The 26199-nt window shown below is 63.8% G+C and carries 28 protein-coding genes and 1 pseudogene; 10 read left to right on the forward strand and 19 right to left on the reverse strand.

Going from position 1 to position 26199, the window contains the following annotated elements; translation table 11 throughout:
- Positions 1-39: 39 nt before the first annotated feature.
- The 3 genes from BWR18_RS09690 to BWR18_RS09700 form a co-directional block, all read right to left on the reverse strand.
- Positions 40-1602: a trimethylamine methyltransferase family protein gene (locus tag BWR18_RS09690; protein ID WP_076627773.1), complete on the reverse strand. Its 1563-nt coding sequence runs from the start codon at positions 1600-1602 to the stop codon at positions 40-42.
- Positions 1603-1717: 115 nt separating this feature from the next.
- Positions 1718-2434 carry an HAD family hydrolase gene (locus tag BWR18_RS09695; protein WP_157598688.1) on the reverse strand — a complete coding sequence of 239 codons (717 nt, stop codon included), beginning with the start codon at positions 2432-2434 and terminating at the stop codon, positions 1718-1720.
- Positions 2431-2715 carry a DUF3572 domain-containing protein gene (locus BWR18_RS09700; protein ID WP_076627775.1) on the reverse strand — a complete coding sequence of 95 codons (285 nt, stop codon included), beginning with the start codon at positions 2713-2715 and terminating at the stop codon, positions 2431-2433. Before BWR18_RS09700 ends, BWR18_RS09695 begins: the two co-directional genes overlap by 4 nt.
- A gap of 77 nt (positions 2716-2792) precedes the next feature.
- Between BWR18_RS09700 and BWR18_RS09705 the strand changes: the two genes are divergently transcribed.
- The gene (locus tag BWR18_RS09705; RefSeq protein ID WP_083957672.1) at positions 2793-4208 is read left to right on the forward strand and encodes a diguanylate cyclase; all 1416 of its coding nucleotides are present in this window, start codon (positions 2793-2795) and stop codon (positions 4206-4208) included.
- 7 nt (positions 4209-4215) lie between these two features.
- Here BWR18_RS09705 and BWR18_RS09710 read toward each other — a convergent pair whose 3' ends face one another.
- The 4 genes from BWR18_RS09710 to BWR18_RS09725 are packed head-to-tail and all read right to left on the reverse strand — an operon-like array spanning position 4216 to position 6166.
- The gene (locus BWR18_RS09710) at positions 4216-4701 is read right to left on the reverse strand and encodes a periplasmic heavy metal sensor (RefSeq protein WP_076627777.1); all 486 of its coding nucleotides are present in this window, start codon (positions 4699-4701) and stop codon (positions 4216-4218) included.
- A gap of 2 nt (positions 4702-4703) precedes the next feature.
- Positions 4704-5072: a hypothetical protein gene (locus BWR18_RS09715; protein ID WP_157598689.1), complete on the reverse strand. Its 369-nt coding sequence runs from the start codon at positions 5070-5072 to the stop codon at positions 4704-4706.
- Positions 5073-5077: 5 nt separating this feature from the next.
- A complete protein-coding gene (locus BWR18_RS09720; RefSeq protein ID WP_076630238.1) occupies positions 5078-5665 on the reverse strand; it encodes an RNA polymerase sigma factor in 588 nt (195 codons plus the stop codon).
- A gap of 57 nt (positions 5666-5722) precedes the next feature.
- Entirely contained in the window at positions 5723-6166 is a 444-nt protein-coding gene (locus BWR18_RS09725) for an EF-hand domain-containing protein (protein WP_076627795.1), read from the reverse strand.
- A gap of 218 nt (positions 6167-6384) precedes the next feature.
- Between BWR18_RS09725 and BWR18_RS09730 the strand changes: the two genes are divergently transcribed.
- Positions 6385-6783, forward strand: a complete 399-nt coding sequence (locus BWR18_RS09730) for a DUF983 domain-containing protein (protein ID WP_076627799.1) — start codon at positions 6385-6387, stop codon at positions 6781-6783.
- A gap of 39 nt (positions 6784-6822) precedes the next feature.
- Positions 6823-7518: an NUDIX hydrolase gene (locus BWR18_RS09735; protein ID WP_076627802.1), complete on the forward strand. Its 696-nt coding sequence runs from the start codon at positions 6823-6825 to the stop codon at positions 7516-7518.
- Here BWR18_RS09735 and BWR18_RS09740 read toward each other — a convergent pair.
- Positions 7515-8417 (reverse strand): DMT family transporter, encoded by a 903-nt coding sequence (locus tag BWR18_RS09740; protein WP_076627805.1) that lies wholly within the window; start codon positions 8415-8417, stop codon positions 7515-7517. The two genes, BWR18_RS09735 and BWR18_RS09740, sit on opposite strands and share 4 nt — an antisense overlap.
- A 16-nt stretch (positions 8418-8433) precedes the next feature.
- Positions 8434-9354, reverse strand: a complete 921-nt coding sequence (locus BWR18_RS09745; RefSeq protein WP_076627809.1) for a fatty acid desaturase — start codon at positions 9352-9354, stop codon at positions 8434-8436.
- A gap of 106 nt (positions 9355-9460) precedes the next feature.
- Between BWR18_RS09745 and BWR18_RS09750 the strand changes: the two genes are divergently transcribed.
- Positions 9461-10321 (forward strand): helix-turn-helix domain-containing protein, encoded by an 861-nt coding sequence (locus tag BWR18_RS09750; protein WP_076627813.1) that lies wholly within the window; start codon positions 9461-9463, stop codon positions 10319-10321.
- Between the two features lie 61 nt (positions 10322-10382).
- Here the strand turns inward: BWR18_RS09750 and BWR18_RS09755 are convergent, their stop codons facing one another.
- From BWR18_RS09755 to BWR18_RS22350, 3 genes and pseudogenes are all read right to left on the reverse strand, one after another.
- Positions 10383-11870 (reverse strand): carnitine 3-dehydrogenase, encoded by a 1488-nt coding sequence (locus BWR18_RS09755; RefSeq protein ID WP_076627817.1) that lies wholly within the window; start codon positions 11868-11870, stop codon positions 10383-10385.
- A complete protein-coding gene (locus BWR18_RS09760; protein ID WP_076627819.1) occupies positions 11852-12265 on the reverse strand; it encodes a lipocalin family protein in 414 nt (137 codons plus the stop codon). Before BWR18_RS09760 ends, BWR18_RS09755 begins: the two co-directional genes overlap by 19 nt.
- Before the next feature lie 134 nt (positions 12266-12399).
- A pseudogene (locus tag BWR18_RS22350) lies at positions 12400-13235 on the reverse strand (3-keto-5-aminohexanoate cleavage protein).
- A 152-nt stretch (positions 13236-13387) separates the two neighbouring features.
- On the opposite strand from BWR18_RS22350, the gene BWR18_RS09770 reads away from it, so the two are divergent.
- A complete protein-coding gene (locus tag BWR18_RS09770) occupies positions 13388-14332 on the forward strand; it encodes a GlxA family transcriptional regulator (protein ID WP_076627820.1) in 945 nt (314 codons plus the stop codon).
- Between the two features lie 134 nt (positions 14333-14466).
- Here BWR18_RS09770 and BWR18_RS09775 read toward each other — a convergent pair whose 3' ends face one another.
- Complete coding sequence (locus tag BWR18_RS09775; RefSeq protein ID WP_076627822.1) at positions 14467-15510, reverse strand: aldo/keto reductase; 1044 nt, start codon at positions 15508-15510, stop codon at positions 14467-14469.
- Positions 15511-15636: 126 nt separating this feature from the next.
- Here BWR18_RS09775 and BWR18_RS09780 point away from each other — a divergent pair, with 126 nt between their 5' ends.
- The 4 genes from BWR18_RS09780 to metG all read left to right on the forward strand — a co-directional run bounded on the left by BWR18_RS09780 (position 15637) and on the right by metG (position 19993).
- Positions 15637-16278 carry an ImuA family protein gene (locus tag BWR18_RS09780; protein ID WP_076627824.1) on the forward strand — a complete coding sequence of 214 codons (642 nt, stop codon included), beginning with the start codon at positions 15637-15639 and terminating at the stop codon, positions 16276-16278.
- A gap of 64 nt (positions 16279-16342) precedes the next feature.
- Positions 16343-16930: a YceI family protein gene (locus BWR18_RS09785; RefSeq protein ID WP_076627825.1), complete on the forward strand. Its 588-nt coding sequence runs from the start codon at positions 16343-16345 to the stop codon at positions 16928-16930.
- A 66-nt stretch (positions 16931-16996) separates the two neighbouring features.
- On the forward strand, positions 16997-18220 hold the full coding sequence (locus BWR18_RS09790; protein WP_076627827.1) for an MFS transporter: 1224 nt from the start codon (positions 16997-16999) through the stop codon (positions 18218-18220).
- A 60-nt stretch (positions 18221-18280) separates the two neighbouring features.
- The gene (gene metG / locus BWR18_RS09795) at positions 18281-19993 is read left to right on the forward strand and encodes a methionine--tRNA ligase (protein ID WP_076627829.1); all 1713 of its coding nucleotides are present in this window, start codon (positions 18281-18283) and stop codon (positions 19991-19993) included.
- 194 nt (positions 19994-20187) lie between these two features.
- Here metG and BWR18_RS09800 read toward each other — a convergent pair whose 3' ends face one another.
- Positions 20188-22764, reverse strand: a complete 2577-nt coding sequence (locus BWR18_RS09800; RefSeq protein WP_076627831.1) for a methyl-accepting chemotaxis protein — start codon at positions 22762-22764, stop codon at positions 20188-20190.
- Positions 22765-23064: 300 nt separating this feature from the next.
- Here BWR18_RS09800 and BWR18_RS09805 point away from each other — a divergent pair, with 300 nt between their 5' ends.
- Positions 23065-23280: a hypothetical protein gene (locus BWR18_RS09805; RefSeq protein ID WP_076627833.1), complete on the forward strand. Its 216-nt coding sequence runs from the start codon at positions 23065-23067 to the stop codon at positions 23278-23280.
- A gap of 205 nt (positions 23281-23485) precedes the next feature.
- Here BWR18_RS09805 and BWR18_RS22355 read toward each other — a convergent pair whose 3' ends face one another.
- The 5 genes from BWR18_RS22355 to BWR18_RS09835 all read right to left on the reverse strand — a co-directional run bounded on the left by BWR18_RS22355 (position 23486) and on the right by BWR18_RS09835 (position 26183).
- The gene (locus BWR18_RS22355) at positions 23486-23761 is read right to left on the reverse strand and encodes a hypothetical protein (RefSeq protein WP_076627835.1); all 276 of its coding nucleotides are present in this window, start codon (positions 23759-23761) and stop codon (positions 23486-23488) included.
- Between the two features lie 6 nt (positions 23762-23767).
- Entirely contained in the window at positions 23768-24082 is a 315-nt protein-coding gene (locus BWR18_RS22360) for an ATP-binding cassette domain-containing protein (RefSeq protein ID WP_076627837.1), read from the reverse strand.
- On the reverse strand, positions 24079-24444 hold the full coding sequence (locus BWR18_RS09820; RefSeq protein ID WP_076627839.1) for an iron chelate uptake ABC transporter family permease subunit: 366 nt from the start codon (positions 24442-24444) through the stop codon (positions 24079-24081). The genes BWR18_RS22360 and BWR18_RS09820 overlap by 4 nt, the downstream gene beginning before the upstream one ends.
- Before the next feature lie 637 nt (positions 24445-25081).
- Positions 25082-25639, reverse strand: a complete 558-nt coding sequence (locus BWR18_RS09830; RefSeq protein WP_076627841.1) for a tetratricopeptide repeat protein — start codon at positions 25637-25639, stop codon at positions 25082-25084.
- A 43-nt stretch (positions 25640-25682) separates the two neighbouring features.
- Positions 25683-26183 carry an Lrp/AsnC family transcriptional regulator gene (locus BWR18_RS09835; RefSeq protein WP_076627843.1) on the reverse strand — a complete coding sequence of 167 codons (501 nt, stop codon included), beginning with the start codon at positions 26181-26183 and terminating at the stop codon, positions 25683-25685.
- Positions 26184-26199 lie beyond the last annotated feature (16 nt).

Raw genomic sequence — 26199 nt, forward strand, 5'->3', positions numbered from 1 at the left:
TAACAGTTGCAATTTGACCTATTATTGGACCCGTGCGGCTCAGAAATCGGTCGGCGCGCCGCCCTCGGATTTTCGCCGCGCCACGAAGTCCGCCAGCTCCTCGCGGATGGCGACGTCCATCGGCGGCGCCTCGAAGCTGTTGATGATGTCCTTGAACATCCTGTGCGCTCGTTCCGGGGTCCAGATGGCGCCCGCGGCCTCCCACCCTTCGTAGTTTTTCCAGTCGCTCAGGAAGGGCTGGTAAAAGGCCGTCGAATAGCGGTCCTGCGTGTGCTGAATGCCAAAGAAATGGCCGTCATTGCCCACCGACTTGATCGCGTCGAGGGCAATATCCTCGCCACTGGTCGCCGTCAGCGACGGATCCATATACCGCTGAATTTGCTGCAATATCTCGCAATCCATCACGAATTTTTCGGGGCTGGCGATCAGCCCGCCCTCAAGCCAGCCGGCGGCGTGATAGACCATGTTGCTGCCCGATTGCACCGCCGCCCACAGGCTGTTCGACGTCTCCCACATCGCCTGGCCATCCGGCACGTTGGCGGCGCACACACCAGAGGACCGCATCGGCAAGCCATAGAACCGCGCCAGCTGGCCCGTCATCTGCGTGGCGCGCATGTATTCCGGCGTGCCAAAGGCGGGTGCGCCCGACTTCATGTCGACGTTCGAGGTAAACGTGCCGATGGCACAGGGCGCACCGGGGGCCACGTATTGGAACAGGGCAATGGCGCAGAGCGCCTCGGCAATGGATTGGGCGACAGCGCCAGCCATCGTCACCGGCGCCATCGCGCCCGCAAGGGTAAAGGGCGTGACCACCACAGCCTGCCCGCGCCGGACCAGACGCAGGCAGCCGTCGATCATCGGCTGATCGTGCTTCAGCGGCGAGGTGGAGTTGATGTTGGTGTACATCCGCGGCGTTGCTTCGAATTCCTCATGGGTCAGACCACTGGCGATGCGGACCATCTCCATCACGTCCTCGACACGCTCCTTGCCCAGCGAATAGGCGTGCATGACCTTGTCGGTCAGCGTCAGCTTGTCGAACAGCACGTCCAGATGGCGGACACTGGCGTGAAGATCGACCGGTTCGACAGGATACCCGCCCGCAAAGTGGATGCAGTTGAAATACTGGGTCAGCTTCAACAGGTTCGCGCATTTCTCACGCGTGCCGGGCACCTTGGTCCCGATCTCCATATCCCAGTAATTCGGGGGCGAAGACACGTTGCCGAACAGAATATGCCCGCCGCCCACGGTCAGGGCGCGGTTGGGGTTGCGCGGGGTCAGCGTGAACTGCGAAGGGGCCTTGCCCACCATCTCCATGACAAAATCGCGTCCCATGCGGACGATGTCACCGTCGATCTGGCACCCGGCCTCGCGCAGGATCTCGAGGGCCTCTTCGTTAAGGAACTGGACACCGATCTCTTCGAGGATGCGCATCGCACCGTCATGGATCGCCGCGACACCTTCGGGTGACAACGGCTCGATCGGGGCATCGGTGATGACGGGCGGGTTCCACGGCATCTGCTCGATGACGGCCGCACCCCGCCGGGCCGCGGCCCCTGCCCGTCCGCCGCCGCGTGCTTTGCGCCGTGTCGCGATCTCTGCCATGGTGCTGTCCCCCGGTCTCTGTGCGACCCCAAGACACCGCAGGTGCCGCCCCCGCACCGTCCCATTTGCGACGATCCGTGTCGTTTTTTCCGAGAGGACGGGCGATTGTGACCGGTCAGAGGGCGGCGATGCCATCCAGCCAGCCGGGCAACCCGCCGATGTCGGGCAGGACAGCATCCGCCAACGGGGCCAAAACCTCGCGCGGGGCAAGGCCGGTCAAAACGGCAATGCTGCGCATCCCGGCGGCGCGGCCCGCCAGCAGGTCGTGGGTACTGTCACCGACCATCACGACCGCGTCGGGGCCCAGCCCGGTCTGTTCGCAAAACGCGACAAGCTGGCCGGGCCTCGGTTTGCCGCCATAGCCACTGTCGCTTCCGGCGATGAAATCAAAATACCGCTCGACCTGCGCCTCTTCCAGATGCGCCCGCGCGGGCGCCTCCGCATCGTTGGTCGCAACACCCAGGGCCAGGCCACGCGCCCGCAACCCCGTCAGCAACGGGGCAAGCGGCACGGCCTCGGCCTGCGGGGCGCGCGCGGCCTCCTGATTCAATAGCGTCACCAGCGCGTCCCGCGACAGGTCCGGGAAATGGGGCGCAAGGTCCGTCGCAATCTCGGACGGGGTACCGGCGATCACGACAGAATCGCGCGCAAAACGGGCGCGCAACAGGTCGAAACCAATGGCAGCACCCGCACGTTCGGCACGCGCCTCATCGCCTTGGGCCGCGCGGCGCAGAAAGGCGGCGGCCCACGCCTCCCACGTGGTGGAAAAGTCAAACAGCGTGCCGTCCTTGTCAAAGATCACGCCGCGCACCGGCGCGGGTGGCGCAGTCACGTCCAATGCACGTCCCCTCCGCCCGGCAGGGCCATGCGCGCGCGCATCGGTGCGTCATAGGGCAGACTGTGCGCATCACAGAATGCAGTCACCCAGGCATCATCCATCATGATGAAGTCCAAAAGCGCACCCAGAAAGCCGGAATCGCTCACACCGGCGCGCATATCAGCCTCGCTGGCACCGGTCGCACCCAGAAAGACCGGCAACAACTCCTGGTTGCCCGCCATCCAGGCGATGGCCTGCAAACCCACGACTTCGGCGGATTCTTGCGAATGGGACATCACGTTTGCGCCTTTGCAATCTGATGGAAACGCTTTGTTAACTTAATCAATCAACAACCTAACCTACGGCTTTTGTAATGAATTGGAAACGCATCATGCACGGCAAGGTCCTTCTTATCGACCCGATTGCGACGAACCGCATCGTGCTGCGTGTCAAACTCGCCGCCTGCCACTACAACATGGCCCAGGCCGCATCGGTGGCCGAGGCAATGCAGGTGATGGGGCTTGAGACGCCGGACCTGATCCTGTGCGCGACAGACCTGCCAGATGGCGACCCGCTGCGGCTCTTGCGGCGGATGCGCAAGGCCGGGTTTTCCAACAAGGTGCCGGTCATCGCGCTCAGCGGATCGGACGACGATTCAGAGCGGTTGCGCCTTCTGGCGGGCGGTGTCGACGACGTCATGCAAAAACCAATCAACGATGCGCTGTTGCTGGCGCGCACACGCTCGATCATCCGGGCCTATGCCACCGCAAGTGAATGGACATTGCGCGAAGGGACATCGCGGGCCTTGGGCTTTGCCGAGGCGGCAACGGCCTTTGCGCCCGAACAGTCCGTGCGCATCATCGCGCGCGACATGGAACAGGCCGAGCCCTGGGCCGAGGCGCTGCGCACCCGGATGAGCGCGAGGATCACCTTTGCCCGCCCCGCCACCGCCGTCGCCGACCTGGAACCCGGCCAAGCGCCGGATGCGATGCTCCTGGTGGTCGGACCGAATGAGGAACCGCAGATGCTGCAACTGCTGGCCACCGTGCGCAGCCAGGCCAGCACGCGGCATTGCGCAATCCTCGCTGTCCTGGGATCCGAACACATGGCGCTTGGCGCCCAGATGCTGGACATGGGGGCCAATGACCTCATGCGCAACACGCGCACCGCAGATGAAATGGCGTTGCGGCTCGAGGCGCTGTTGAACCGCAAGCGGGTGACGGACGCGCTGCGCGACACTGTCAGATCCGGGATCGAGGCGGCGGTGATCGACCCGCTGACCGGACTGCACAACCGCCGCTATGCCATGCCGCACCTTGCCCGCATTGCCGACCGGGCGGCGCGCACGGGCAAGCCCTATGCGGTCATGGTGGCCGATATGGACCACTTCAAACGGATCAACGATACGCTGGGCCACGCCGCGGGCGACGCGGTGCTCGTCGAAACGGCGCGGCGGCTGCGGGAAAACCTGCGGGCGGTCGACCTGATTGCCCGGATCGGGGGCGAAGAGTTCCTGATTGTCCTGCCCGGCGCGGGCCTTTCGAATGCGCGCAAGGCGGCAAAGCGTCTGTGCGCCATGATCGAAGCCACGCCGTTTGACGTGCCGGATCAGGTCACGCAGGTGAAGGCGACGATGTCCATCGGGATGACGGTTGTCGATCCGACCCGCGGCACCAAGACGGCAGTGCACCACACGCCCGAAGCGCTGCTGGATCGCGCGGACAAGGCGCTTTACGGGGCCAAGGCCGAGGGGCGCAACCGGGTGACGCTGGACCGGTCCGCCGCCTGAACCCGGCTCAGTCTTTTCTGTCCGGCTTGCCCCGCCCCCCGCGGGCGGCCACGTCCGACACGCGCTGCGCATAGGCGCGGCGCTCTTCGACCGGCATCTCGGCCACGATGTCCAGCCATGCGCCCTGGGCCACAGCCTGAACATCGGCAACACCGCGCGACTGGCGCTGCAGGATCGCCTCGACGGCGGCGCGGTCAAACGGATCGGCCTCCAGCACCGCAACCATGTCACGATAGGCCGCGCGCCGCGCGCCGCGCCCAGGCAGGTCCGGATCATTGCGCACGGTGCCAAAGACGACGCGCCGCTGCTCGGACGGCAACGCGATGACATAGGGCGTCGCATAGCCCATGCCCGGCCCCTTGCCGCCCAGCGGGCCGCCGCGTGTGACCAGACCACCAACCAGCCCGACCACCGCAAGGTTGAACGCCAGCGACGCCCCAAGCAGGATCTTCACCCACACGGGCACGCGCCGCGCGATCTCTGTGTCAGCCATGCTCAGCCCTCCTCCAGCGCCCAGCCAAAGGCATCAATGCCAAGCTCCGCGTCGTAATATTCGCCATATCCCAATGTCCAGACCGCATCGACGCCCGTGGACTCCAGAGCGCCAAAACCGATGACAAATCCGGTCACCGTTGCGGCCACAAGCCCGCCAACAGCGCCCCAGCCGCCGATGCCCTGCACCACCTGTCGCCACCAGGGGGACGCTGCGCGCACGCCGCCCGGTGCAGGCAAATGGGCCTGCGCATCCGCCATGACCCGCGCCATCAGATCACCCGACGGATCGGGCACCGGCGCTGCGGCCAGATCATCAAGCATCCGCGCGACGATCTTGTCCGGATCGGGCTCTTGGGATCGCTGGGTCATGTCCTTCATCCTTCATATCCAAGGGCGGCGACCCGCCCTTTCAACGCCTGCGCCAAGGCACGCTTGGCGCGCGCCGTCAGGCTTTCCACCGCCTCGACACTCACGTCCAGCGCGGCAGCAATCTCCGGGTTCGACGCGCCCTCAAAATGGCGCAGGGTCAGGGCGATACGCTGGCGCTCGGGCAAATCGGCGATGGCACCGCGCAGAGCGGCATGGCGCGCCGCCTCCTGCAGCTGCGCTTCGGCCCCGGGCCTCGGATCCTGCGGCTCGGCCACATCCTCAAGGGGGACACCCGCACGCGGGCGCTTGCGCAAGCGGTCGGTGCACAGATTGGACACCACGCGGTAAAGCCATGTCGACACAAGCGCTTCCCCCTCTCGCCACTCCGGCGCAATGCGCCACAGGCGCAACATCGCCTCCTGCACCACGTCCTCCGCCTCTGCCGCGTCGCCCAACATGCGGAACGCCTGCGCTTGGACCCGCGGCACAAGGCGCAGCGTCAACGCCCGCGCCGCCGCCGCATCACCATGCGCATAACGGGCAAGCAATGCTGCGTCATCCACATCTGCGCGGGCATCAAGCGGCATGGTCATCGTCTCGGCAACCTGCATGGTCCCGCCCCCGCAAACAAGGGGCGGAACCCTTTGGCCCTAGTTATCGCGCTGCTTTGAACCGCGATTGCGGCCTTCGGCGCGGGCCTGCTCGAACTCTTCGGCCGAAATCCCACCACTGTTGTCGGCATCAAGCCGGTCGAACATCCGTGCAGGATTGCGGCGCGGGCTCTGCATCTCTGCCATCGACAGCCTGCCGTCCTCGTCGGCATCCATCCGCTCCATCAAGCGCTCCGAACGGTCCTGCGCGCGCGCTTCGACCCGCGCCTGCAATTCGGCAAGCGACAGGAACCCGTCCCCGTCGGTATCGGCATCGGTAAAGCGGGCCTGCCCGGCGGCCTGCATCTCCTGCAGGGTCACCTCTCCGTTTCCATCCGCATCAAGCGTGGAAAAATCGGGACCACGATCACGGGCCATGGCCGAAAGCGTGGTGACGCCAATGGCTGCGGCGGCGATGGCGGCAATAAATGTGCTGCGTTTCATAGGTGTTTCTCCGTTTTTTTGCCTCTGAGCGGTCGGGGTGTTCCGCCGCTCTGTGCCTTTTCAAACGGGGGGGCTGATGGTTTCCGTCGCAAAAAATATCCGCCGGCCTGCACCGCGCCGGACGGAACGCGACATCGGGACGCAAGGACAGATTGCGGCATTCCGCTTTGTGCGCACGCAGGCCATGTTGCACCCACGCCTCAGAAAGGTTCCTCCCTATGCAATCCGAGCAGACACGTCTTACCGACACGCCAGACCGCTCCATGCGTCCTGCCTTGCTGCGCGGGTGGCGCCGCAAGTGCCCGCGCTGCGGCAACGGCCACCTGCTCAAAGGGTATCTGAAGCTTGCCGACACCTGCCCGGTCTGCAAACTGGACTACACCCACGCGCGCGCCGATGACGGCCCTGCCTATCTGACGATCCTGATCGTGGGCCACCTGATGGCGCCGCTCCTGCACTTCGTGTTCGTGACCTGGCGTCCCGAACCGCTTGTGCTGTTCACCATTTTTGCGGTTGGCTGCGTCGGCCTGTCGCTTTACCTTTTGCCCCGGTTCAAGGGGGCCATTGTCGGTTTTCAGTGGGCGCGCGGCATGGGCGGCTTCGGCAGCGGCGGATAAACCCGACGCCCCGGACGGCAAGCGGCCACAAGGGGTAACATGACGGACATCGACAAGACACAAGTCAGAAACGCGGCCACCGTGATCGTGCTGCGGGACCGGTTCACATCCCCGCGCATCCTGATGGGCCAGCGCGGGGCCAAGGCCGCGTTCATGCCCAACAAGTTCGTGTTTCCCGGTGGCGCGGTTGATGCGGGCGACCACACGGTGCCCCTCGCGTCACCGCTGACATCCCCGAACGATGTGCGCCTGGCCGAAGATGGCGGCGCGCAGCTGGTTCCGGCCCTCGCCGCCGCCGCCATTCGCGAATTGTTCGAGGAAACCGGCCAGATCCTCGGCCAATCCAGCACATGGCACGACGCTCCGCCCGACTGGTCGCACTTCGCCGCGACCGGCCACCGCCCGCACGCGGCGCCCCTGCAATTCGTGTTCCGCGCCCTCACGCCGCCGGGCCGCCCCCGGCGCTTCGACGCGCGCTTTTTCCTGATCGACGCCGATGATCTGGCCTCAGAGCCGGATGATTTCAGCCGCGCCTCGGACGAGCTGTCGCATCTGCAATGGGTCTCGCTCGAAGACGTGCGCGGCATCGACATGCCCTTCATCACCGAGGTGGTGCTGGCAGAGATTGCAGCCCGCGTGACGGACCGCACCCCGCCAGACAGCGTGCCGTATTTCAAGAACAATGATGAGGAAAGCCTGTTCCTGCGCCTGCGCGGTCACCCTCTGCAGGACTAGATCACCGCAACCAGCAACAGGATCGACGCCAAAAGCACGGCCATCCCCATCCACTCGCGCGCACTGATCGCCTCGCGAAAGATCAGCACGCTCGCCAGCGCACTCATCACCAGTTCCACCTGCCCGACCGCGTTGACATAGGCCGCGTTTTGCAAGGTGAACGCCGTGAACCAGCAGAACGACCCGGCCATCGACATCAGCCCGACCCAGACCGCCACCCGGCGTGCGGACCAGACGGCGGCCACCTGCCCCGGCTCGCGCCAGCGCAGCCACGCCATCATCGCGACCGTCTGCATCGCCGTGACGGCGGCCAGCGTCAGCCCGGCCCGTGCAAACGGATCGGCCAGATCCAGGCTCAGCGAAGCGCCCCGATAGCACACGCCCGACACGGCAAAGAAGAGCCCCGCCGTCAGCCCAAGCCCCGTGGACCGGTTCGCCAACTCGCGCCACCCCCAGCGCACCATCCCGGGCGGCGCGGACAAGAGCAGCACGCCCACCAGCCCCAGACCGATGGCCGCGAACCCGGCCCAACTGACCGCATCACCCAGCAGGACCCAGCCCACCAGCACTGCCTGCATCACTTCGGTCTTCTTGAAGGTGATCCCGACCGCGAAGTTGCGCGCCTGAAACAGACGCACGGTCGCCACGGTGGCCAGGATCTGCGCCACGCCGCCCAACGCCCCGAACAGCCAAAAGCGCGGACCAAACTCCGGCCAGGCCTGCGCCGTCGCCCCCATGTAGATCACGATCAGCACCGCCACGAGGGGCGAAGAATAAAGAAACCGCGCCAGCGTCGCCCCCGCCGCACTCAGCGTGCCCAGCGCCAGCTGTCGCTGCAACATGAACCGCAGCGTCTGAAACAGCGCCGCCGCAACGGTGATGGGTATCCAGAGGGTCATGGCCCTCTATGGCGGCTTACCGATCAGAGGACCAGAGCGGATGCGGCACCGGATCCTTGGCCCTCAGAAAGTGGCGCGCAAACACCTCTGCATAGGACCCATAGCGATAGCCCTCGTTGGACTTCAGGTAACGGTCCCGATGCGCCCGGTAAAGCGCAGGCAACCGGTACCACGGCACCCGCGGATGCATGTGATGCACCACGTGAAAATTGTTGTTCAGAAACAGAAACGCCAGCAGCCCCCGGTCCTCGATGATGACCGTCCGCCCGCGTGCCCGCTCATGCGCCTGATGCTCCAGAAAGGTACGGATCTTCAGCACCGACAGCGCCGCATAGCAGGCCGTCAGATAGGCCCAAAGCGGCATCGCGCTCAAGCTCACCACCCCCAACACCGCAACCACGCCAGGCACATGCAGCACCCACCCGCGCAGCACCTGCCCGTCGCCCGCCCGGATCGCGCGCCAGTCGGCCGCCATGAACCCGACCTGCGCCACAAGCGGCCCCACCAGCATCCGCCCGGCCAGCGTGTTGTTCACCCGCAGCACCGCACGCATGACCCAAGGCATCCGCCGCCACACGGCCGGATCTATATAGTTCGTCTCTGGATCGTCATAGGGATCGGTTAGGTTCGCGTCCTGATGATGCGCCAGATGCGTGTCGCGAAAGCGCAAATACGGAATGAACAGCCCCGGATTGACCACCACCAGCGCCTCGCTCGCCGCGCGCGATGGAAAGGGATGCCCATGCAGCACCTCGTGGCTCAGCGACGCATGCAGGACCAGGGCAAAGACCAGCACCGCCCACGCCACCGGCCCGGTGCCCCAGACCAGCGCCCCGGCCCACAGCCCCATACACGCGGCCCACAATCCAAGCGTAACCCACTCGACCTGCGAAGGACGATCAAAGGGCAAACGACGCGACGACCGGCGTGCGGGCATGGGCAAATCTCTCCTGAGGGGACAGAGCGATACTAGGCCAGCGCCGCACTGCAGCGTATTCCGAATTGAGTTAACAATTGCGCGCATTGGTGATAAAAATCACGACATGCTGGATATTCTCGACAAACGCCTGCGCGCCACACAGTTCCGCACCCGCCTCACCCGGGCCATGCAGGACCAGAACATGTCGCAAAGCGCGCTGGCCCGCGCCATCGGCACCGACCGGTCGACCATAAACCAGGCGCTCAACGATGACGGCGCACGGCTGCCGGGCGCACAGATCGTCGGCGCCTGCGCCCAGGCGCTCGGCGTCTCGGCTGACTGGCTCTTGGGGCTGTCCGACCGGCCCGAAAGCGCCGCGGCACTCACCGCGGCGGCGCTCACCCTGACCGAAGCGCCGCGCGCCCTGATCGACGAACGCATCTTCGCCTGGCACCAGGAGGCGGCAGGCTACAAGATCCGGCACGTGCCCGCCGGCCTGCCCGATATGCTCAAGACCGAAGAGATGCTCGCCTGGGAATACGGCCCCCATCTGGGCAAGACCACGACGCAGGCCATCAACGCCTCCCGCGACCGGCTGGACTGGATGCGGGCGGCACAATCGGATTACGAAATCGCCCTGCCGATCTACGAATTGCACAGCTTTGCCAGCGGCACCGGCTACTACGCCGACCTGCCCGCAGACATGCGGCACAGCCAGCTGGACCAGCTGCTCGACCTCGGCACGCAGCTTTACCCGCGCCTGCGCATCTACCTCTTTGACCAACGGCAGGTGTACTCGGCGCCCGTCACCATCTTCGGGCCCCTGCTGGCCGTGATCTACACCGGCGGCCACTACATGGCGTTCCGCGACCGCGAGCGGATCGAAACGCTGTCGCTGCATTTCGACACGCTGGTGCGGCAGGCCTCCTACACCGCACGCGACCTGCCGGGCCACCTGCAAGGGCTGCGCACGCTCATCGTCTGACCCCCGGGGTCGGCGGGCGGGCGCCTTTGCTGCAAGCAAACAGAGCCGCGCGCCGAAAGATCTAGGGGCGCTGCCCCACGGCCCGCCCCGCACCCTCTGGCACGGGCAGTCCCGCATGCGCCGCCGCAATCCGTTCCAGCGCGGCCAATATCTCCGGCGCGGGCTCCGACGGCCGCCGCGTCTCAAGGCTCACATGCAGCAGAAAATGCTCGCCGGTGGCCAGCACCCGCGCACCATCGCGCATCTCGTGAAACAGATGCAGCTTCTTGCCCGCCCCGGCCAGCACCTGCGTGCGCACCTCGATCACGGTGCCCGCATGCACCTCATCCAAATGGCGAATATGCGTCTCTGCCGTGAAATAACTGCCGCCGGTCGCGATATAGCCCGCGTCACAGCCAATCAGCGCCATGAACCGATCCGTCGCATCGCCAAAGGCCTGCAAATACCGCGCCTCGTTCATGTGACCGTTATAGTCGGTCCAATCCAGGGGCACGGCCCGGCGCACCGTCAAAATGGGCGCCGACACATCCTCCAGGTCCTCCGCCCGCGCGCCCAAAACCGTGCCCGCACGCAAGCCCGCCTCATGCGTGTTCAGAACGGCCCCAGCCCCCCAATCATTGGCCTTCAGGCTGCGCATCATGCCCACCAGATTGTCATCCCGTGCGGTCAACATCTGGGCAATGCTCATATGCCCCGACTGCGCATCCGACTGCCCGGCAATCAACTCCACCAGCTCATCGGTGAACGCGGGCACGTCCATCAGCTTGGTCCAGGGCCACTGCAAGGCCGGGCCAAACTGCGCCATGAAATGGCGCATCCCCGCCTCACCCCCGGCGGTGCGATAGGTGTCAAACAGCCCCATCTGCGCCCAGCGGATGCCAAAGCCCATGCGAATGGCCTCGTCGATCTCTTCCGTGGTGGCGACACCGTCCTTTACCAGCCACAGCGCCTCGCGCCACACAGCCTCAAGGAACCGGTCGGCAATATGCGCGTCGATCTCCTTGCGCACATGCAGCGGAAACATCCCCAGCGCCGACAGCGTGGCCTTGGCCCGCGCGATGATCGCGGGATCGGTGGCGGGCGACGGCACCACTTCGACCAACGGCATCAGATAAACCGGGTTGAACGGGTGGAACACCATGATCTGACCGGGCCGCGCCGCGCCCTCCTGCAATTCACTCGGTTTGAACCCGCTGGTCGAGGACCCGATGATCGCATCCTTCGGGCAAGCCGCCTGCACCGCAGCCAATGTGCGATGCTTGATGTCCAACCGCTCGGGCACGCTCTCCTGTATCCAGCCCGCGTCCGCCACGGCCTCAGCCAAATCAGAATGAAAGCTCAAAGCCCCCTCATCCGGCAAAGCCACATCCGTCAGGCTCGGCAAGGCCCGCCGCGCCTGCGCCAACACCGGCGCCAGCTTGGCCTCCGCCTCCGGATCAGGGTCAAAGACCCGCACATCCCACCCATTCAAAAGGAACCGCGCGGCCCAGCCACCGCCGATCACGCCGCCGCCGATAATGGCCGCGGTCCTTACTGCAACGTCGCCCATGTCTCTGTCCGATATCCGTTGAAATCCAAAACCTGCTCGGCGGCGCGCACCTGATCACCGCGCCTCGTGCCCGCGCGGGTCGCCACGAACCCAAAGCGCCCCTCGGGATCGCCCAGCGCCGCGGTGTTGTGATCGGGGTCAATCCACAGAACCCACAGGTCCCGCGTGCCGCCGTCGTCATAGGCGATGCGCAGAATGCCGGTGCCAATCGGCTCCACCGTCCCGGCGCGCCCATCGCCCGCGCCATCCCGCTCGCGCCACATCCCACCCACCACGTCGAACCCGGCCAGTGCCCAGTCGCCGCCCCCACTGCGCACGGTCTGCCACCGCCCCTCGAACAGGGTCGCGTCAAAGCGCGTGATCGCACCGATGGGCACTGTCGGATTGCGCAGCATCTGTGTCTCGCCGGATGGCGCAGGCGCGCAGGCAGCCAGCCAACCTATTGCGCAGAGGTTAACCAAAGTGCACCACAGCGCCCGGTGGCGGTGCACAGGGTGTGCACGCCCGGTGCACGGGGTGTGACACCCTGTCATACGGCCTTGGGCGCCCGTTTCACGAGGCCCAGTTTCGCCCGCACCTCCTCCGGTCCAATGACCCGCGCGCCCATGTTTTCGATGATCGTCGCGGCCCTCTCGACCAGCTGCCAGTTCTGCGCCAACGCGCCCTTGCCCAGCCAAAGATTGTCCTCCAACCCCACGCGCACATGGCCCCCCGCCAGCACCGCAGCAGCGACATAGGCCATCTGATTGCGCCCCAGCGCAAAGGCGGAAAAGGTCCAATCCTCGGGCACATTGTTCACCATTGCCATGAACGTATTCAGGTCATCCGGCGCCCCCCACGGCACGCCCATGCACAGCTGGACCAGTGCGGGCGCGTCCAGCACACCCTCCTTAACCAATTGTTTGCATACCATAAATGCCCTGTATCAAAGGCTTCGATCTCGGGCTTCACCCCCAGCTCGGTCATCATGCGCCCCATCGCGGTCAGCATTCCGGGCGTGTTGGTCATCACGTAATCAGCCTCGGCAAAGTTCATCGTGCCGCAATCGAGCGTGCAGATTTCCGGCAGGCATTCGGCCACATGCGCCACCCGCGCCGAGGCCCCGATCATGTCCGTCCCTTCGTCTTTCAGGGGCAAAGGGGCCTCGGTATCACCAAACACCATGTCCCCGCCCATGCCCGCCGTCAGGTTCAGCACAACGTCCACGTCAGCCTCGCGAATACGATCGGTAACCTCCCGATAATATTCAATTTTCCGGCTCGGCACCCCAGTCTCCGGATCCCGCACATGGCAATGCACCACCGCCGCCCCGGCCTTCGCCGCGGCGATGGCGCTGTCGGCAATCTGCGCCGGCGAACGCGGCACATGCGGGCTGCGATCCTGCGTGCCCCCCGACCCCGTCACAGCACAGGTGATAAAAACCTCACGGTTCATGGACAGCGGCATGACAATCCTCCTTGCATCCGCTCCCACATTGGCATCCAACGGCCAAGAGACTTGTCAAAAAGCGAAGCAACATGACTAAAATCGCAATCCTCGTGCTGCAAAACACCAACATGTTGTCCCTCGCCGCCGCCGTGGACCCATTGCGCGCCGCCAACAGGCAAGCGGCACAAGACCTCTACGGGTGGGAATTTCTCACTCCGACCGACAGCCCCGTGCGTCTCACCTCCGGCCTGATCATCCCCGCCAATCCCATTCACCGGCGCGCGGCCTGTGACGCGCTGATCCTCGTGGCAGGCTTCGACCCCGCCCATCAGGCCAGTCCAAACCTCCTGGCCAGCATCCGGCGCCTGACAACCAAAACTGTCACGCTGCTCGCCATCGACGGCGGCGCGTGGCTGGCGGCCAAGGCCGGGCTGCTTGACGGGCACAACGCCACAACCCATTGGGAAGATTTGGAGATCTTTGCCGAAACCTTCCCCGCCGTGACTGTCAAAAACGCGCGCTACGTGGTATCCGGAGCCCGATGGACCAGCGGTGGCGCAGCCCCGGCGCTTGACATGATGCTGCATCTGATCGCGCAACAGCAAGGCCCGCAACTGGCCGCCAAGGTGGCCGCCGGTTTCATCCACACCGCACACCCCGCGCCGTCAGACCCGCAAATCCGACACCTGCCTTCAACGGGCCACAACCGGATCACCGCCCGCGCTCACGAAGTGATGGAAGCGCACCTGGACACCCCGCTGCGGATCCCCGACATCGCCGCACGCCTGGCCCTCAGCCCAAGGCGCCTGCAACAGCACTTTCAGACCCAGTTCGGCCACAGCCCAAAGGCACATTACGCCGCTCTGCGCCTCTCAGAGGCGCATCGGCTGATCACCACCACCACGCAGAACCTGCACGACATCGCGCTCACCACAGGCTTCTCCAGCCAGTCCGGCCTGTCGCGCGCGCATATGGCCCAATACGGCCAAAGCCCGCGCGCCGCCCGCGCCCAAGCCCTTCATCTTGCCAGATAAACTCCCCAGGAGGGCCGCTATGCCAAGGGCCGTACGCCACATCCAAATGGGTCGGCCTACCACCCCGCTCCCTTCCCCCGAGGGGAAGGACAGGATGGGGGTCACCGAAAATCACATGCGTCAGCGCATCTGGATCAGTACGGCATCGGATGGGCTCGGTGCGCCGCGTCCAGATCGGCCATCACCTCGTCGCTCAACTGCACATCAGCGGCCCCAATTGCGACCTCCAACTGCGCCATGGTCGTCGCGCCGAAGATCGCCGAACACATGAAGGGCCGCGTCACACACCACGCCAGCGCCATCTGGCTCGGGTCCAACCCATGCTTGCGCGCCACGGCCAGATAGGCATCCACAGCTTCAAAGGCCCGCGCGGTCTTGCGCCCGCCCAGATCAGAGTTCAGCGTCAGCCGTGATCCATCAGGCACCGCACCGCCCTGATATTTCCCGGTCAAAAGCCCGACGGCCAAAGGTGAAAACGACAAAAGCCCGACATCTTCGTTCAGGCTCAACTCGGACATGTCCGTATCATAGAACCGGCACATCAACGAATACTCGTTCTGGACAGACGCCACGCGCGGCCCGCCTGTCCGGTCGGAGGCCGCAAGCCATTGCGCGGTGCCCCACGCGCTTTCGTTGGACAGGCCAAAGGCGCGGATCGTGCCGCGCTCCACCTCGCGTTGCAGCGCGCCCAGACAGTCCTCCATATTCTGGCGCACGGCGGCCGTGTCATGGCCCGACGGGTCATAGGCCCAGTTCTGGCGAAACATGTAGCTGCCGCGATTGGGCCAGTGAAATTGATAAAGGTCGATGTAGTCGGTCTGCAGCCGCTTGAGCGATCCCTCGACCGCGCCAGGGATTGTCGCACCGGAGATATCAGCCCCGTCGCGCACATGGCGCATCCCGGCCCCTGAGTGCTTGGAGGCCAGGATCATCCGGTCCCGCGCACCGCCGCGCTCAAACCAGGTGCCGATGATCTCTTCGGTCCGGCCGATGGTGTCCTTGGCGATGGGGTTCACCGGGTACATCTCTGCCGTGTCGACAAAGTCGATTCCCGCATCAAGCGCCCGATCGATCTGCGCGTGCCCTTCTGCCTCGGTGTTCTGTGTGCCCCAGGTCATCGAGCCCAGGCAAAGCGCCGACACCTCGATCCCCGTGCGGCCCAGCTTACGTCGTTCCATGCGCCTTGCTCCTTTGGTCATCGGGCTGACCCTAACGGCGCGGGCATGAGGGACAAGCCAAAATTCCTGGCGCAGAACATGCAAAATTCATTTGAGAACAAAAATAGAACATCTATACTCATCAGTATGCCGCTGCCCACCGCACTTACCCACCGCACACACACCCGTACCGCCCCGTGCCTGCCCCTCTTGCCCGAGGGCGCGCAGCACGGGCTGGGCGATGGGCTGGCGCTTGGCCGCGTGCATGAGGCATGCGGCCCCGCCCGCCACCGCTTTGCCCTGTGGCTCGCGGCCCAGACGACAGGCCCGGTGATCTGGATCACCACGGACTGGAACACCGAAAGCCTGAACCCCTGCGGCTTCGCGCCCATCGTCGATCCGGCCCGGCTGCTTCTGGTCCATGCCAGACGGCCCGAAGACGTGCTGTGGAGCATGGAGGAAGTGCTGCGGTCCGGCACCGTGCCCCTGGCCATCGCCGATCTGCCCGGCCTGCCGGGGCTGACGCCGGTGCGGCGAATGCACCTGGCCGCCGAAAATGGCGCTGCGGGCAAGGGGGACGCGCCGCTGGGCCTGCTGCTGACCCCCGGCATGGGTGGCGCGCAAGGGGTGGAAAGCCGCTGGCATCTGGCGACCGATCACAAGGGCGCCCCGGGGCGTTGGACACTCACCCGCCTGCGGGCGCGCACCGCTCCCGAACGGGCGTGGAATGTCACGCGCCAGCCGGGCCAGCCCCTGCCGCGCGTGTCCGGATCGATCAACGCCGCGTGAGCGACCGAATAATCGCGGGCCGGGCGTGTTACCCTTGCACAACCCACCCGCACAGGACATCGCCATGCACCGCCGTCACCTTCTGCTTTGCGCCCTCGCAACGCTTGCCCCGCGCACCACACTCGCCGGTCCCAGGCCTTATCGGCTGGGCGGCGGGGGTGCCACGATCACCTATACGTTCATGTTGAACGGCGCCCCGGTCAAAGGGACGGTGCCGATCAGCCAGGCCGATCTGCAGGTGGACCCTGACAACCTTGCCGCCTCGACCGCTGTCGTGCGCGCAGACGTGCGCCGCGCCCGCACCGGGCTTATCTTTGCGACCGAGGCGCTGAAATCCGCCTCCGTCCTCGATGCGGCCACCCACCCCACTGCACAGTTCCGATCAACCCGCGTGCGGCTCGGCCCCGGCGGGCGTATCTCGGACGGTGCCACGCTCGACGGGGATCTGACCCTGCGCGGGGTCACCCGCAACGTCCGCTTCGATGCGGGCCTCTTCCGCGCGCGTGGCAGCGCGGCGGAGGATTTCTCCCGGCTCACCGTCATGCTCAAGGGCCGCGTGGACCGGCGCGACTTTGGCGCCTCGGGATACCCGGACCTTGTGGACAACAACGTCGGTATCGACATCACCGCGGAAATCAGCGCAGCAGGCTAAAAACGACGCCATGCCGTCGAATACCCGCTAGGAACGGCACCACACTTGAGCGACAAGAGCGGTGCCATGCGTATGCTCATTTCCTTCGCGGCCCTGTTTCTGTCGGTCATTCTGCTGCAACTCAGCTCGGGCGCGCTTGGCCCGCTCGACGCACTGTCGGGGCTGGTCCTGGACTTCACACGGCAAGAGATCGGCCTTCTGGGCTCTGCCCACTTCCTCGGCTTCTTCGTCGGTTGCTGGTGGGCGCCCCGGCTCATGGGCAGCGTCGGGCACAGCCGCGCCTTTGCCGCGTTCACGGCAGCGGGCGCCATCGGCCTGATCGCGCATATGCTGATTGTGGACCCCATGGCCTGGGCCGTCATGCGGGTCGCCTCCGGCATGTGCGTGGCGGGCTGCTACACGGTGATCGAGGCTTGGTTGCAATCCAAGGTCACGAACGAAACCCGCGGACGCACCATGGCCGTCTACCGACTGATGGACATGGGCGCGTCGCTTGCGGCCCAGCTGGTCATCGGGGTGCTCGAACCGGCAAGCTATGTCAGCTATAACATCCTTGCCATCGTCTGCTGCGCGGCACTCCTGCCCCTGACACTGACCCGGGTCAAACAGCCCGAAACCCCCTCTGCCCCCCGCCTGCGCCCGCGCCTCGCTGCACAACGCTCACCCCTCGCGGCCGCAGGTGTGGTTGTCGCCGCCCTGTCCAGCGCATCCTTCCGCATGGTCGGCCCGATCTACGGGCAAGAGGTTGGGCTGACCACGCAGCAAATCGCATGGTTCATGGCCGCCTTTGTCCTCGGTGGCGCGCTCGCGCAATACCCCGTTGGCTGGCTTGCGGACAAATACGACCGGCGCTGGGTGCTGATCTGGCTGTCTGGCGCCGCCGTTGCCAGTTGCGGCATCACCGCATTCGCAACAGGCCTCAGCCCCACAGGCATCATGATCACCGCAGGCGTCTTCGGTCTGACGACCTTCCCGATCTACTCTGTGGCAGCCGCCCACGCGCACGACTTCGCTGACGCATCAGAACGGGTGGAGCTGTCGGCCGCGCTCATGTTCTACTTCGCGCTTGGGGCCATTGCGGCACCGTTCACCGCTTCGGCCCTGATCGACACCTTCGGCCCGCCTGCGCTGTTTGCCATGATCGCGGTGGGGCATGTCGCCCTGATTGTCTTCGGCCTCGCCCGAATGCGCGCGCGGGCCACACCCGCCGAGCGCACGCGCTATGTCTATGCCCCGCGCACCTCGTTCCAGATCGGGCGTTTGCTGGGCCGAAGCCGTGACGGCAAGTAAGGGGCCTTTTCCAGCCGACATCCCGCTGCTACACGGGCCGCAACCAGTCAAAGGCCCATCATGCAGCGTCACCTGATCACCTCCGCCATCCCGTATATCAACGGCATCAAGCACCTCGGGAACCTGGTGGGCAGCCAGTTGCCCGCCGACCTTTACGCCCGCTACCAGCGCGCGCGCGGAAACGAGGTGCTGTTTCTCTGCGCCACGGACGAGCACGGCACGCCAGCGGAACTGGCCGCGGCCAAAGCAGGCAAGCCGGTCGCCGAATACTGCGCAGAGATGCACGCGATCCAGGCAGAGATCGCCAAGGGTTTCCGCCTGTCCTTCGACCATTTCGGGCGCTCCTCGTCACCGCAGAACCACGCGTTGACGCAGCACTTTGCAGGGCGGCTGGCAGATGCAGGTTTGATCCGTGAAGTGACCGAAAAACAGGTCTATTCCAACGCCGACGGGCGGTTTCTGCCCGACCGCTATATCGAAGGGACCTGCCCCAATTGCGGCTATGACAAAGCACGCGGCGACCAGTGCGAGAACTGCACCAAGCAGTTGGATCCAACCGACCTGATCGACCCGCGCAGCGCCATCTCCGGCTCGACCGACCTTGAGGTGCGCGAGACAACGCACCTTTTCCTGCGCCAATCCGCGCTCAAGGACGATCTCGACGCATGGATCGACAGCAAGACGGACTGGCCTGTCCTGACCACCTCCATCGCCAAGAAGTGGCTGCATGACGGCGACGGCCTGCAGGATCGCGGCATCACGCGGGACCTCGATTGGGGCATTCCCGTGCGCCGGGGCGACAAAGACTGGCCCGGCATGGAAGGCAAGGTGTTTTACGTCTGGTTCGACGCGCCCATCGAATACATCGCCTGCGCTCGCGAATGGGCCGATGCGCAGGGCGGCGCCGACTGGGAACGCTGGTGGCGGACGGACAAGGGCGCGGATGACGTGCGCTACACCCAGTTCATGGGCAAGGACAACGTGCCCTTCCACACACTCAGCTTTCCGGCCACCATCCTTGGCTCGGGCGAGCCGTGGAAGATGGTCGATCACCTCAAGTCGTTCAACTACCTGAACTATGACGGCGGTCAATTCTCGACCAGCCAGGGCCGCGGCGTCTTCATGGACCAGGCGCTCGAGATCCTGCCCGCCGACTATTGGCGCTGGTGGCTGCTGTCGAACTGCCCCGAAACATCCGATTCCGAATTCACGTGGGAGCTGTTCCAGCAGGGCGTGAACAAGGATCTGGCCGACGTGCTGGGCAACTTTGTCAGCCGCGTGACCAAGTTCTGCCGGTCCAAGTTTGGCGAGACAGTGCCGGAAGGTGGCGCATACGGAAACGCAGAACAGGCCCTTATCGCCGACCTCGATACCCGGATCGCGCGCTATGCCGCGTTGATGGACGCCATGGAGGTGCGCAAGGCCGCGCAGGAACTGCGTGCCATCTGGGTGTCCGGGAACGAGTACCTGCAAACAGCTGCCCCCTGGGCAACGATCAAGGAGGACGAGGCGCGTGCGGCCATGCAGATCCGGCTGGGTCTGAACCTTATTGCGCTCTACGCCGCACTGTCGTCGCCCTTCATTCCGGACACGTCTGCGCTGATGGCGACTGCGTTGGGGCTCCAAGACTTGAACTGGCCGGACACCGCAGAAGACGCGCTGACCCGGTTGCAGGCCGGACAGGCATTCACCGTGCCGGAAAATCTTTTTGCAAAGATCAGCGATGATGATCGTAGCGCCTGGCAAGAGCGGTTCTCAGGCATTCGCGAATGATGGAATACGCGCTCGCATCCAACTCGGGCCCGTGTTGATGGCACGTGCCAGAGCACCGCTTTAACCGTTGATATCCGGTCAATTCCTAATACGCGCACAACGCCACCCGCTCGAAACCATATGGGTGTGCGGCCAATGTCAATGTCTCAAAAAGGCGACAGCACAATGCTCAACAGGCATACGCCGGGGTCGGCTCAGAACTCTTCCCATCCGGTGGCTATGGGTTCTTCTTCGCGTTCGGGCTGCAATGCCAGCGCGCCGTCTGTCGCGAGCGACTTTGATATGTCGACTTGTGCTGATGCGCTTTGCTCACCGGCCCGTACCGCAAGCCGGCTTGTTCCGATGTTGAATTTCGCAACGGCTTCCGCAAGCGCATCCGCCTCACCAGTAAGCGCATGGCTGGCGGCCGTCGTTTCCTCGAACATGGCGGCGTTTTGCTGCGTGACGTGATCCAATTCGTTCACCGCCGCGTTGATCTCATTCAGACCGGCGGATTGTTGTCGCGCCGAACTGGCAATTTCAGCCACCCGGTTTGAAATGTCATCCACCGATGACACAATTGCAGCCAGGGCCGTGCCGGTGCTGTCGACCAAGTGGACGCCCTGCTGCACCTGTTCGCCGCTGGTCGAAATAAGGGTGTTGATCTCGCGCGCAGCTTCAGAAGATCGTTGCGCCAGCGCGCGGACCTCGGTGGCGACAACCGCAAATCCGCGCCCCGCCTCACCTGCGCGGGCGGCCTCGACACCCGCATTCAGAGCCAACAGGTTGGTTTGGAAGGCGATATCGTCAATGACCGACGTAATCTTTGAAATCTCCTGCGACGATGCCTTGATCCCATCCATCGCGACCACGGCCTGGCGTGCAATCTCTCCTCCATGTTCCGCGTTTTGCTGCGCGTCTTCGGACATTTTGCTGGCTGCATCGGCACCCTCGGCCGCGGATCGGACCGACGACGTCAATTCGTCTAGCGCGGCGGCTGTTTCCTCTAACGTGGCGGCTTGCCGTTCCGTCCGACGGGAAAGATCGTCCGCGGCGCTGGTGATCTCCGTTGTTTCATTGCGGATCGATTCAACGTTGTGCGTTACGCTGGTCATGGCACTACGCAACCCGACCAGCGCATTGTTGAAGTCCCGCCTCAGCTTTTCATACTCGGGCGGGAACGGCGCGGTCAGTTCCAAAGTGAGATCTCCCTCGGAGAGGCATTGAAGACTGTGACCCAATGCGGCAACAACCTTGGCCTGCTCTTCTGCCAGACGGGCTTGTCGGTCGCGTGCATCGCGGACTTCCGCTTCGGCCACGGTCACATCCGTTCCAATCAGAATGCACCGTTCCATGATGCCATCCGCAGTCGACACGTTGATAAAACTGCCGTCAACGACGACCCGCTTGCCATCGCTGCGAATGAGGTCGATCTTGCCGTGGATGCCGTCCCCCTCCGCCAGATTGCCAAGCACATCCTCGGGAATATCGGCAGTGGATTGTACGGGCGCCAAAATCGACTGCAAGGATAAGTGCGACAGATCGCCTGGATCCAGTTTCAGACGCGAGGCTGCAACGTCGTTGATGTCAGAGCATTGCCCCTGTGCATCAAACTCAATACGCATCTGGGTGCTATCAATTCCACCCAGCAATGCAGCGTTTCGGTGGGCCACAGTCTGCTCGGACCATTCGACAACCGCGCCAATGGGCTGATCCGCGTCGTCGCATGCAGGGCTTATAGTCACGCGAACGTGCCGGTCCCCAACACGCAAGACGGTGGTTCCAGCGTCGCGCACACCTGTGGGCCTATCCAGTGCGGCAAGTTCGGCAAACCCCTCCAGATTGCTCAAGTCCGCGCCGATCCAGTTCTCTCCTGTCGCGTCGGGCCATAGATCTGCAAGTCCCGGCAACAAATCATCCAACAACACCGCGCATGCAGGATTGGTAAAATTGATGCGCCCACGCTCGTCCACAATCATCATTGGCGCCGTAGATCCTTCGAAAGCTGCGCTTTTGAACGCACTTTCGCGTTGACCTTTCTGCGCATTGGACAAGGCATTCCTGAACCCGTGAAGTCGGCGGGCGATGTTGCCGATCTCGTCGCCGCGCTGCGTGCCGGGCACGTCTATGTCGTATTTCTCGCGCGCCATCGCCTTCATGACGGACGCAATGCGGTTCAGCGGTCGCGACACGTCATACCAAGCGTACAAGATCAAAAAGGCCATCGTCACAACGAAAACGCTGATCGCGACCGCCATGGCAATCATCTGGTTGCGGCTCAAAAGCGAAATGATCCGAGCGTCATCCCATGTTGTGACCACGGCACCGGCAATCAACTGCTCGGACCCGAAGAAGACCGGATAGGCAACAACCATCCCATCATCCGACCTGACCGCTCCCGCGGTTTCGATCGCCTGTCGCGCATAGATGCGCGGGTCTAGGGTCGCATCCACACCGACCGAAGTTGCGTACATGGAGTCGCCTTCAGGGCCCGTGACGAACACGCTGCGCGCCTCCGGTTCGGCCGCGGACAAGACACTGGTGGCGATGTCCCGGATGGCGATTTCGTTGGCGAACTTGATGGATCCGCCCAGCTGCATAGCCAAAAGTTCGGTCACATTTTCGGCGCGCGATGTCATCTCGTTGTGCAACAGATTGCGCTGCGCCGTGTAGTCGAACGTCACCATCGCGGCCAGGACGGATATTGTCAGAAATGCTGTCGTTGCAAGCGCCTTGACCATCAGGGTGTTCAAACGGGACAAAAACAACCGGCTGTAACCAGTTTCTGGCATGACGTGATCCTTGGCATTGCGGAGGACCAGAACGGCGGTCCCAAGCTGAATTGCCTGTTCATTTACGTCAGCGCCATTACCGGCACCTTAATTTCGCCAACCCACGTGTTGGCCAGACTGCCGTAAATTTTCCGAAAATTGGTACAGACGGAGGGGTTGGAACGCACGCGAACGTTCGCCCTTGGGACTTCAAGCTCGCCGACATGGTCCAATCCGTCCATATCCGCCCACCTGTCTCTTCCATATAAGCAGCTATAAAATATACGTTTTCCAAAATTTCAGCCGACCACGTGTCGCCCTATGCGCGACGAGGGTGGAGACGTGAGAGCCCCCTCTTTGGCTCACGGCACCAGCGAACAGTTGCTCACTCTCAAGCAGCGCCTTGGTCGTTTCCTTCAGGTCCTGACCCATTTGCCACCGGTCAAACGCATCGACACGCTGGTCGTTAAACACATCCTGACGACGATCAAACACATCGCGGTTGAGTGGTGGCATGCCGCCGGTGCGACGCCTTGACGGCTCGGCGCGAAGCACACAGACAGCATCACGCGGACACCGATGCATTGTGTTGCGCAGTCGTTCAAGGCGGAAGCCAATACAAGGCAGCTCCGTGATCCGTCTCGCCACCTACCAAGCCAGACGAGGGAACAGATATGTCATCCACCTTTATAAAGGTGTGCGCCGCCGTTGCGTTGATACCAACTAGAGCAATCGCACAGGATCAAACCACGCCGGACGCGCCGCCCGAAACAGGCGATGACGCGTTCCCTGGCACCATTGTGTTGTCCGCACCGGACAACCCGATTGCCGAGGACGGGATTTCGGTGACACGCGAGAGCTTGGTGCCGAGCAATCCGGTGGACTTGTCAGAAGTGTTCATGGCAGAACCAAGCATCCCGGTTGGCGGCTCCATCCCAATCTCGCAGAAGGTGTATGTGAACGGGATCGAGGAAAACAACCTTGCCATCTCGATCGACGGGGCGCGGCAGAACAGCAAGGTGTTTCACCACAATGCGGATACCGCCCAAAGGCAACAAGGTCCGCCACGCTTAGCCGGGGCGCTGTATCCTGATCTGCGGCAGATCGCCAGGATACGGGCCAGCACGGCGGTATCGCAGGTCGTAAGGTCATGCGCATCGACCGTTATGCGGCCCTGCTGCAACGGCAACAGCCGGGCGACCAGGGACAACAGGGGCGACGTGCCGGCGCCATTCGGTTGGATCAGCGTGCTTATACCGTGTTTCGGCAGATCAAGTGACACGTCACACAGGATAGGTCTGCCCGCGATGTCATGGACCACATTCCGGATCGAAATCATCGGGACCAACCTTTGAGCAAGAGTACGAAAAACAGCAATCCACCCAGCAGATCGACGACCACCGACAGCGGTGTGGCCCGCTCCGGCACCAATTGCCCGCCGACAAGCGCAATGGCCGAGATCAGCGGCGCTATGGGCAAAAGCCGCGGGTGGGTCTCGGACGCATCCACCAGCCGCGCAAGACTAACAACCAAAAGACCAAGAAATGCAACGGCTCCAACAAGCGCCGTGGACACCGAAACCAGAACCGCGACCAAGAGCAGCGCAAACACCATCTCGCGCCGGACCCGCAAACCCGGATTGGTGGCTGCATCATGTCCCAAAGCCAGCACATCCCAGTGCCGCCCCCAACACGCCACCATAGACCAGCCCCACCCGCGGGATCGGCAGCGATTGTGTCGGCGGCAGGCGCTGAACAATGGTCAGAAACCCCGCGCCCGCCAACAACGCCATGACTGATGCCGCTGCATACGCACACGTCAGGCCGATTTGAAAGGCGATCCGAATATCTGCCCAAACGGGTGTGTTTCAGGTTTCTGCTCCCAGCACCCTCAAACAGTGCAAGGCGTGACATGCGCCGTCTGAAACCGCAGCGCGTCTCCTTGACCGGGAAAACAGAATTGGTGCGGACGGCGGGACTTGAACCCGCACGATCATACGATCGAGAGATTTTCTTACCCGCTACGACTTTCGTCGCCGACGCACTTGCGCCGTTTGTGGTCTGGACTATCCCTTCACCATCACTGGTTTCCCAGCCTTAGGTGCTGCCCGTCTAGTCTCTACACCTTCCGTCCGAGCGTGACACTCGACCGGCTTGGCTCGGGATTGGCATAAGCCATATTGATGGCCATTAGCTTTCCCCGACTTTGAGCAGTTCTACTCCCAGCGTTTCCACCAGGGCACTCAAAACATGGCTTAAGTCTCTTGTGTCTACCGATTCCACCACGTCCGCGACACCTTGTGTGATATGCAATCGGGCGCGTGACCTCAAGGCCGCGATTACAGCTCCTCGCCGACAGGTCCCAAGGGCGCACCGTCGGCCAGCAAGTGACGCTCCGACAGCCATGGATTGTTCACCAGCGCAGCCTCAAGCTGCGCCCGCGCCTCATCGCGGCGGCCCAGGTTCATCAAGGTCAGCGCACGCCCCGATTGCGCACCAACATGGTCCGGCGACAGGGCCAACGCCCGATCCAGATCCATCAGCGCCGCCGCGAAATCCTCTCGCAAAAAGCTGATGAAAGCGCGCTGGTTGTACCCTTCGGCATAGTCCGGACAATACGCAACCAAGGCGTCAAAGCTGTCATACGCACCGACAAAATCAAAATTGCCGCGCTGGCGCATGCCGCGATCCAGAACCTCCTGCGCCGAGGCATCGGGTGCCCGCAGCCAGACCTGCCACATCTTGTCCGAGGCCGCCCGGCCCGCGCGTTCATCCGGGGCGGCATTCGCCTCTTCAATCAACGCGCCAAGTTCTGCGGCGATGTCGGGCGGTGCGGGGCACGCGATCGCCCATACGGGTACGCACGCAAACGTAATGGCTGGCATATATCGCTTCATCCGAACAAAAGTGATGCTGCCTCCGCACTGGTCAAGGCCCGGCTCAGTCCAGACCGGGCAGCATCACCTCTTTGACCGCTTCCATCGCCACATAAGTCGAAGTCGATGCCACATGCGGCAGGCCGGAAATCACATCGCCCAGAAACTGACGGTAATGCGCCATGTTGCGGGTGCGGACCTTGAGCAGATAGTCGAAGTGGCTCGCGATCATATGCGCCTGTTCGATCTCGGGCACCTGTTGCACTGCGGTGTTAAAGGCCCGCAAGGCCGCCTCGCGCGTATCGCTCAACCGCACCTCGACAAAGGCGACATGATCAAGCCCCAGCGAAATCGGGTCCAGCAGCGCGCGGTAGCCCATGATGATACCAGACTTTTCGAGACGCCGAAGCCGCGCCTGCGTGGGCGACTTGGACAGTCCGATGCGGGCGGCGAGGTCAGTGATGCTGATCCGCCCATCTTCGGCCAACGCAGTGAGAATCAGCTGGTCCAGTCGATCCAGGGTGACGGGCTGTTTTTGCGGTGCATCTGCGGGGTGAATTACCATTTATATCGCAACTCGG

The sequence above is a fragment of the Tateyamaria omphalii genome, from assembly GCF_001969365.1.
Lineage (GTDB): Bacteria > Pseudomonadota > Alphaproteobacteria > Rhodobacterales > Rhodobacteraceae > Tateyamaria > Tateyamaria omphalii_A.

What these genes read in the sequence shown, in the direction of transcription:
- BWR18_RS09690 (WP_076627773.1), bottom strand. Translation starts at nt 1,602, where the DNA reads ATGGCAGAGATCGCGACACGGCGCAAAGCACGCGGCGGCGGACGGGCA.
- BWR18_RS09700 (WP_076627775.1), bottom strand. Translation starts at nt 2,715, where the DNA reads ATGTCCCATTCGCAAGAATCCGCCGAAGTCGTGGGTTTGCAGGCCATC.
- BWR18_RS09705 (WP_083957672.1), top strand. Translation starts at nt 2,793, where the DNA reads ATGAATTGGAAACGCATCATGCACGGCAAGGTCCTTCTTATCGACCCG.
- BWR18_RS09710 (WP_076627777.1), bottom strand. Translation starts at nt 4,701, where the DNA reads ATGGCTGACACAGAGATCGCGCGGCGCGTGCCCGTGTGGGTGAAGATC.
- BWR18_RS09715 (WP_157598689.1), bottom strand. Translation starts at nt 5,072, where the DNA reads ATGACCCAGCGATCCCAAGAGCCCGATCCGGACAAGATCGTCGCGCGG.
- BWR18_RS09720 (WP_076630238.1), bottom strand. Translation starts at nt 5,665, where the DNA reads ATGACCATGCCGCTTGATGCCCGCGCAGATGTGGATGACGCAGCATTG.
- BWR18_RS09725 (WP_076627795.1), bottom strand. Translation starts at nt 6,166, where the DNA reads ATGAAACGCAGCACATTTATTGCCGCCATCGCCGCCGCAGCCATTGGC.
- BWR18_RS09730 (WP_076627799.1), top strand. Translation starts at nt 6,385, where the DNA reads ATGCAATCCGAGCAGACACGTCTTACCGACACGCCAGACCGCTCCATG.
- BWR18_RS09735 (WP_076627802.1), top strand. Translation starts at nt 6,823, where the DNA reads ATGACGGACATCGACAAGACACAAGTCAGAAACGCGGCCACCGTGATC.
- BWR18_RS09740 (WP_076627805.1), bottom strand. Translation starts at nt 8,417, where the DNA reads ATGACCCTCTGGATACCCATCACCGTTGCGGCGGCGCTGTTTCAGACG.
- BWR18_RS09745 (WP_076627809.1), bottom strand. Translation starts at nt 9,354, where the DNA reads ATGCCCGCACGCCGGTCGTCGCGTCGTTTGCCCTTTGATCGTCCTTCG.
- BWR18_RS09750 (WP_076627813.1), top strand. Translation starts at nt 9,461, where the DNA reads ATGCTGGATATTCTCGACAAACGCCTGCGCGCCACACAGTTCCGCACC.
- BWR18_RS09755 (WP_076627817.1), bottom strand. Translation starts at nt 11,870, where the DNA reads ATGGGCGACGTTGCAGTAAGGACCGCGGCCATTATCGGCGGCGGCGTG.
- BWR18_RS09760 (WP_076627819.1), bottom strand. Translation starts at nt 12,265, where the DNA reads ATGCTGCGCAATCCGACAGTGCCCATCGGTGCGATCACGCGCTTTGAC.
- BWR18_RS09770 (WP_076627820.1), top strand. Translation starts at nt 13,388, where the DNA reads ATGACTAAAATCGCAATCCTCGTGCTGCAAAACACCAACATGTTGTCC.
- BWR18_RS09775 (WP_076627822.1), bottom strand. Translation starts at nt 15,510, where the DNA reads ATGGAACGACGTAAGCTGGGCCGCACGGGGATCGAGGTGTCGGCGCTT.
- BWR18_RS09780 (WP_076627824.1), top strand. Translation starts at nt 15,637, where the DNA reads ATGCCGCTGCCCACCGCACTTACCCACCGCACACACACCCGTACCGCC.
- BWR18_RS09785 (WP_076627825.1), top strand. Translation starts at nt 16,343, where the DNA reads ATGCACCGCCGTCACCTTCTGCTTTGCGCCCTCGCAACGCTTGCCCCG.
- BWR18_RS09790 (WP_076627827.1), top strand. Translation starts at nt 16,997, where the DNA reads ATGCGTATGCTCATTTCCTTCGCGGCCCTGTTTCTGTCGGTCATTCTG.
- metG (WP_076627829.1), top strand. Translation starts at nt 18,281, where the DNA reads ATGCAGCGTCACCTGATCACCTCCGCCATCCCGTATATCAACGGCATC.
- BWR18_RS09800 (WP_076627831.1), bottom strand. Translation starts at nt 22,764, where the DNA reads ATGCCAGAAACTGGTTACAGCCGGTTGTTTTTGTCCCGTTTGAACACC.
- BWR18_RS09805 (WP_076627833.1), top strand. Translation starts at nt 23,065, where the DNA reads ATGCGCGACGAGGGTGGAGACGTGAGAGCCCCCTCTTTGGCTCACGGC.
- BWR18_RS22360 (WP_076627837.1), bottom strand. Translation starts at nt 24,082, where the DNA reads ATGATTTCGATCCGGAATGTGGTCCATGACATCGCGGGCAGACCTATC.
- BWR18_RS09820 (WP_076627839.1), bottom strand. Translation starts at nt 24,444, where the DNA reads ATGGTGGCGTGTTGGGGGCGGCACTGGGATGTGCTGGCTTTGGGACAT.
- BWR18_RS09830 (WP_076627841.1), bottom strand. Translation starts at nt 25,639, where the DNA reads ATGAAGCGATATATGCCAGCCATTACGTTTGCGTGCGTACCCGTATGG.
- BWR18_RS09835 (WP_076627843.1), bottom strand. Translation starts at nt 26,183, where the DNA reads ATGGTAATTCACCCCGCAGATGCACCGCAAAAACAGCCCGTCACCCTG.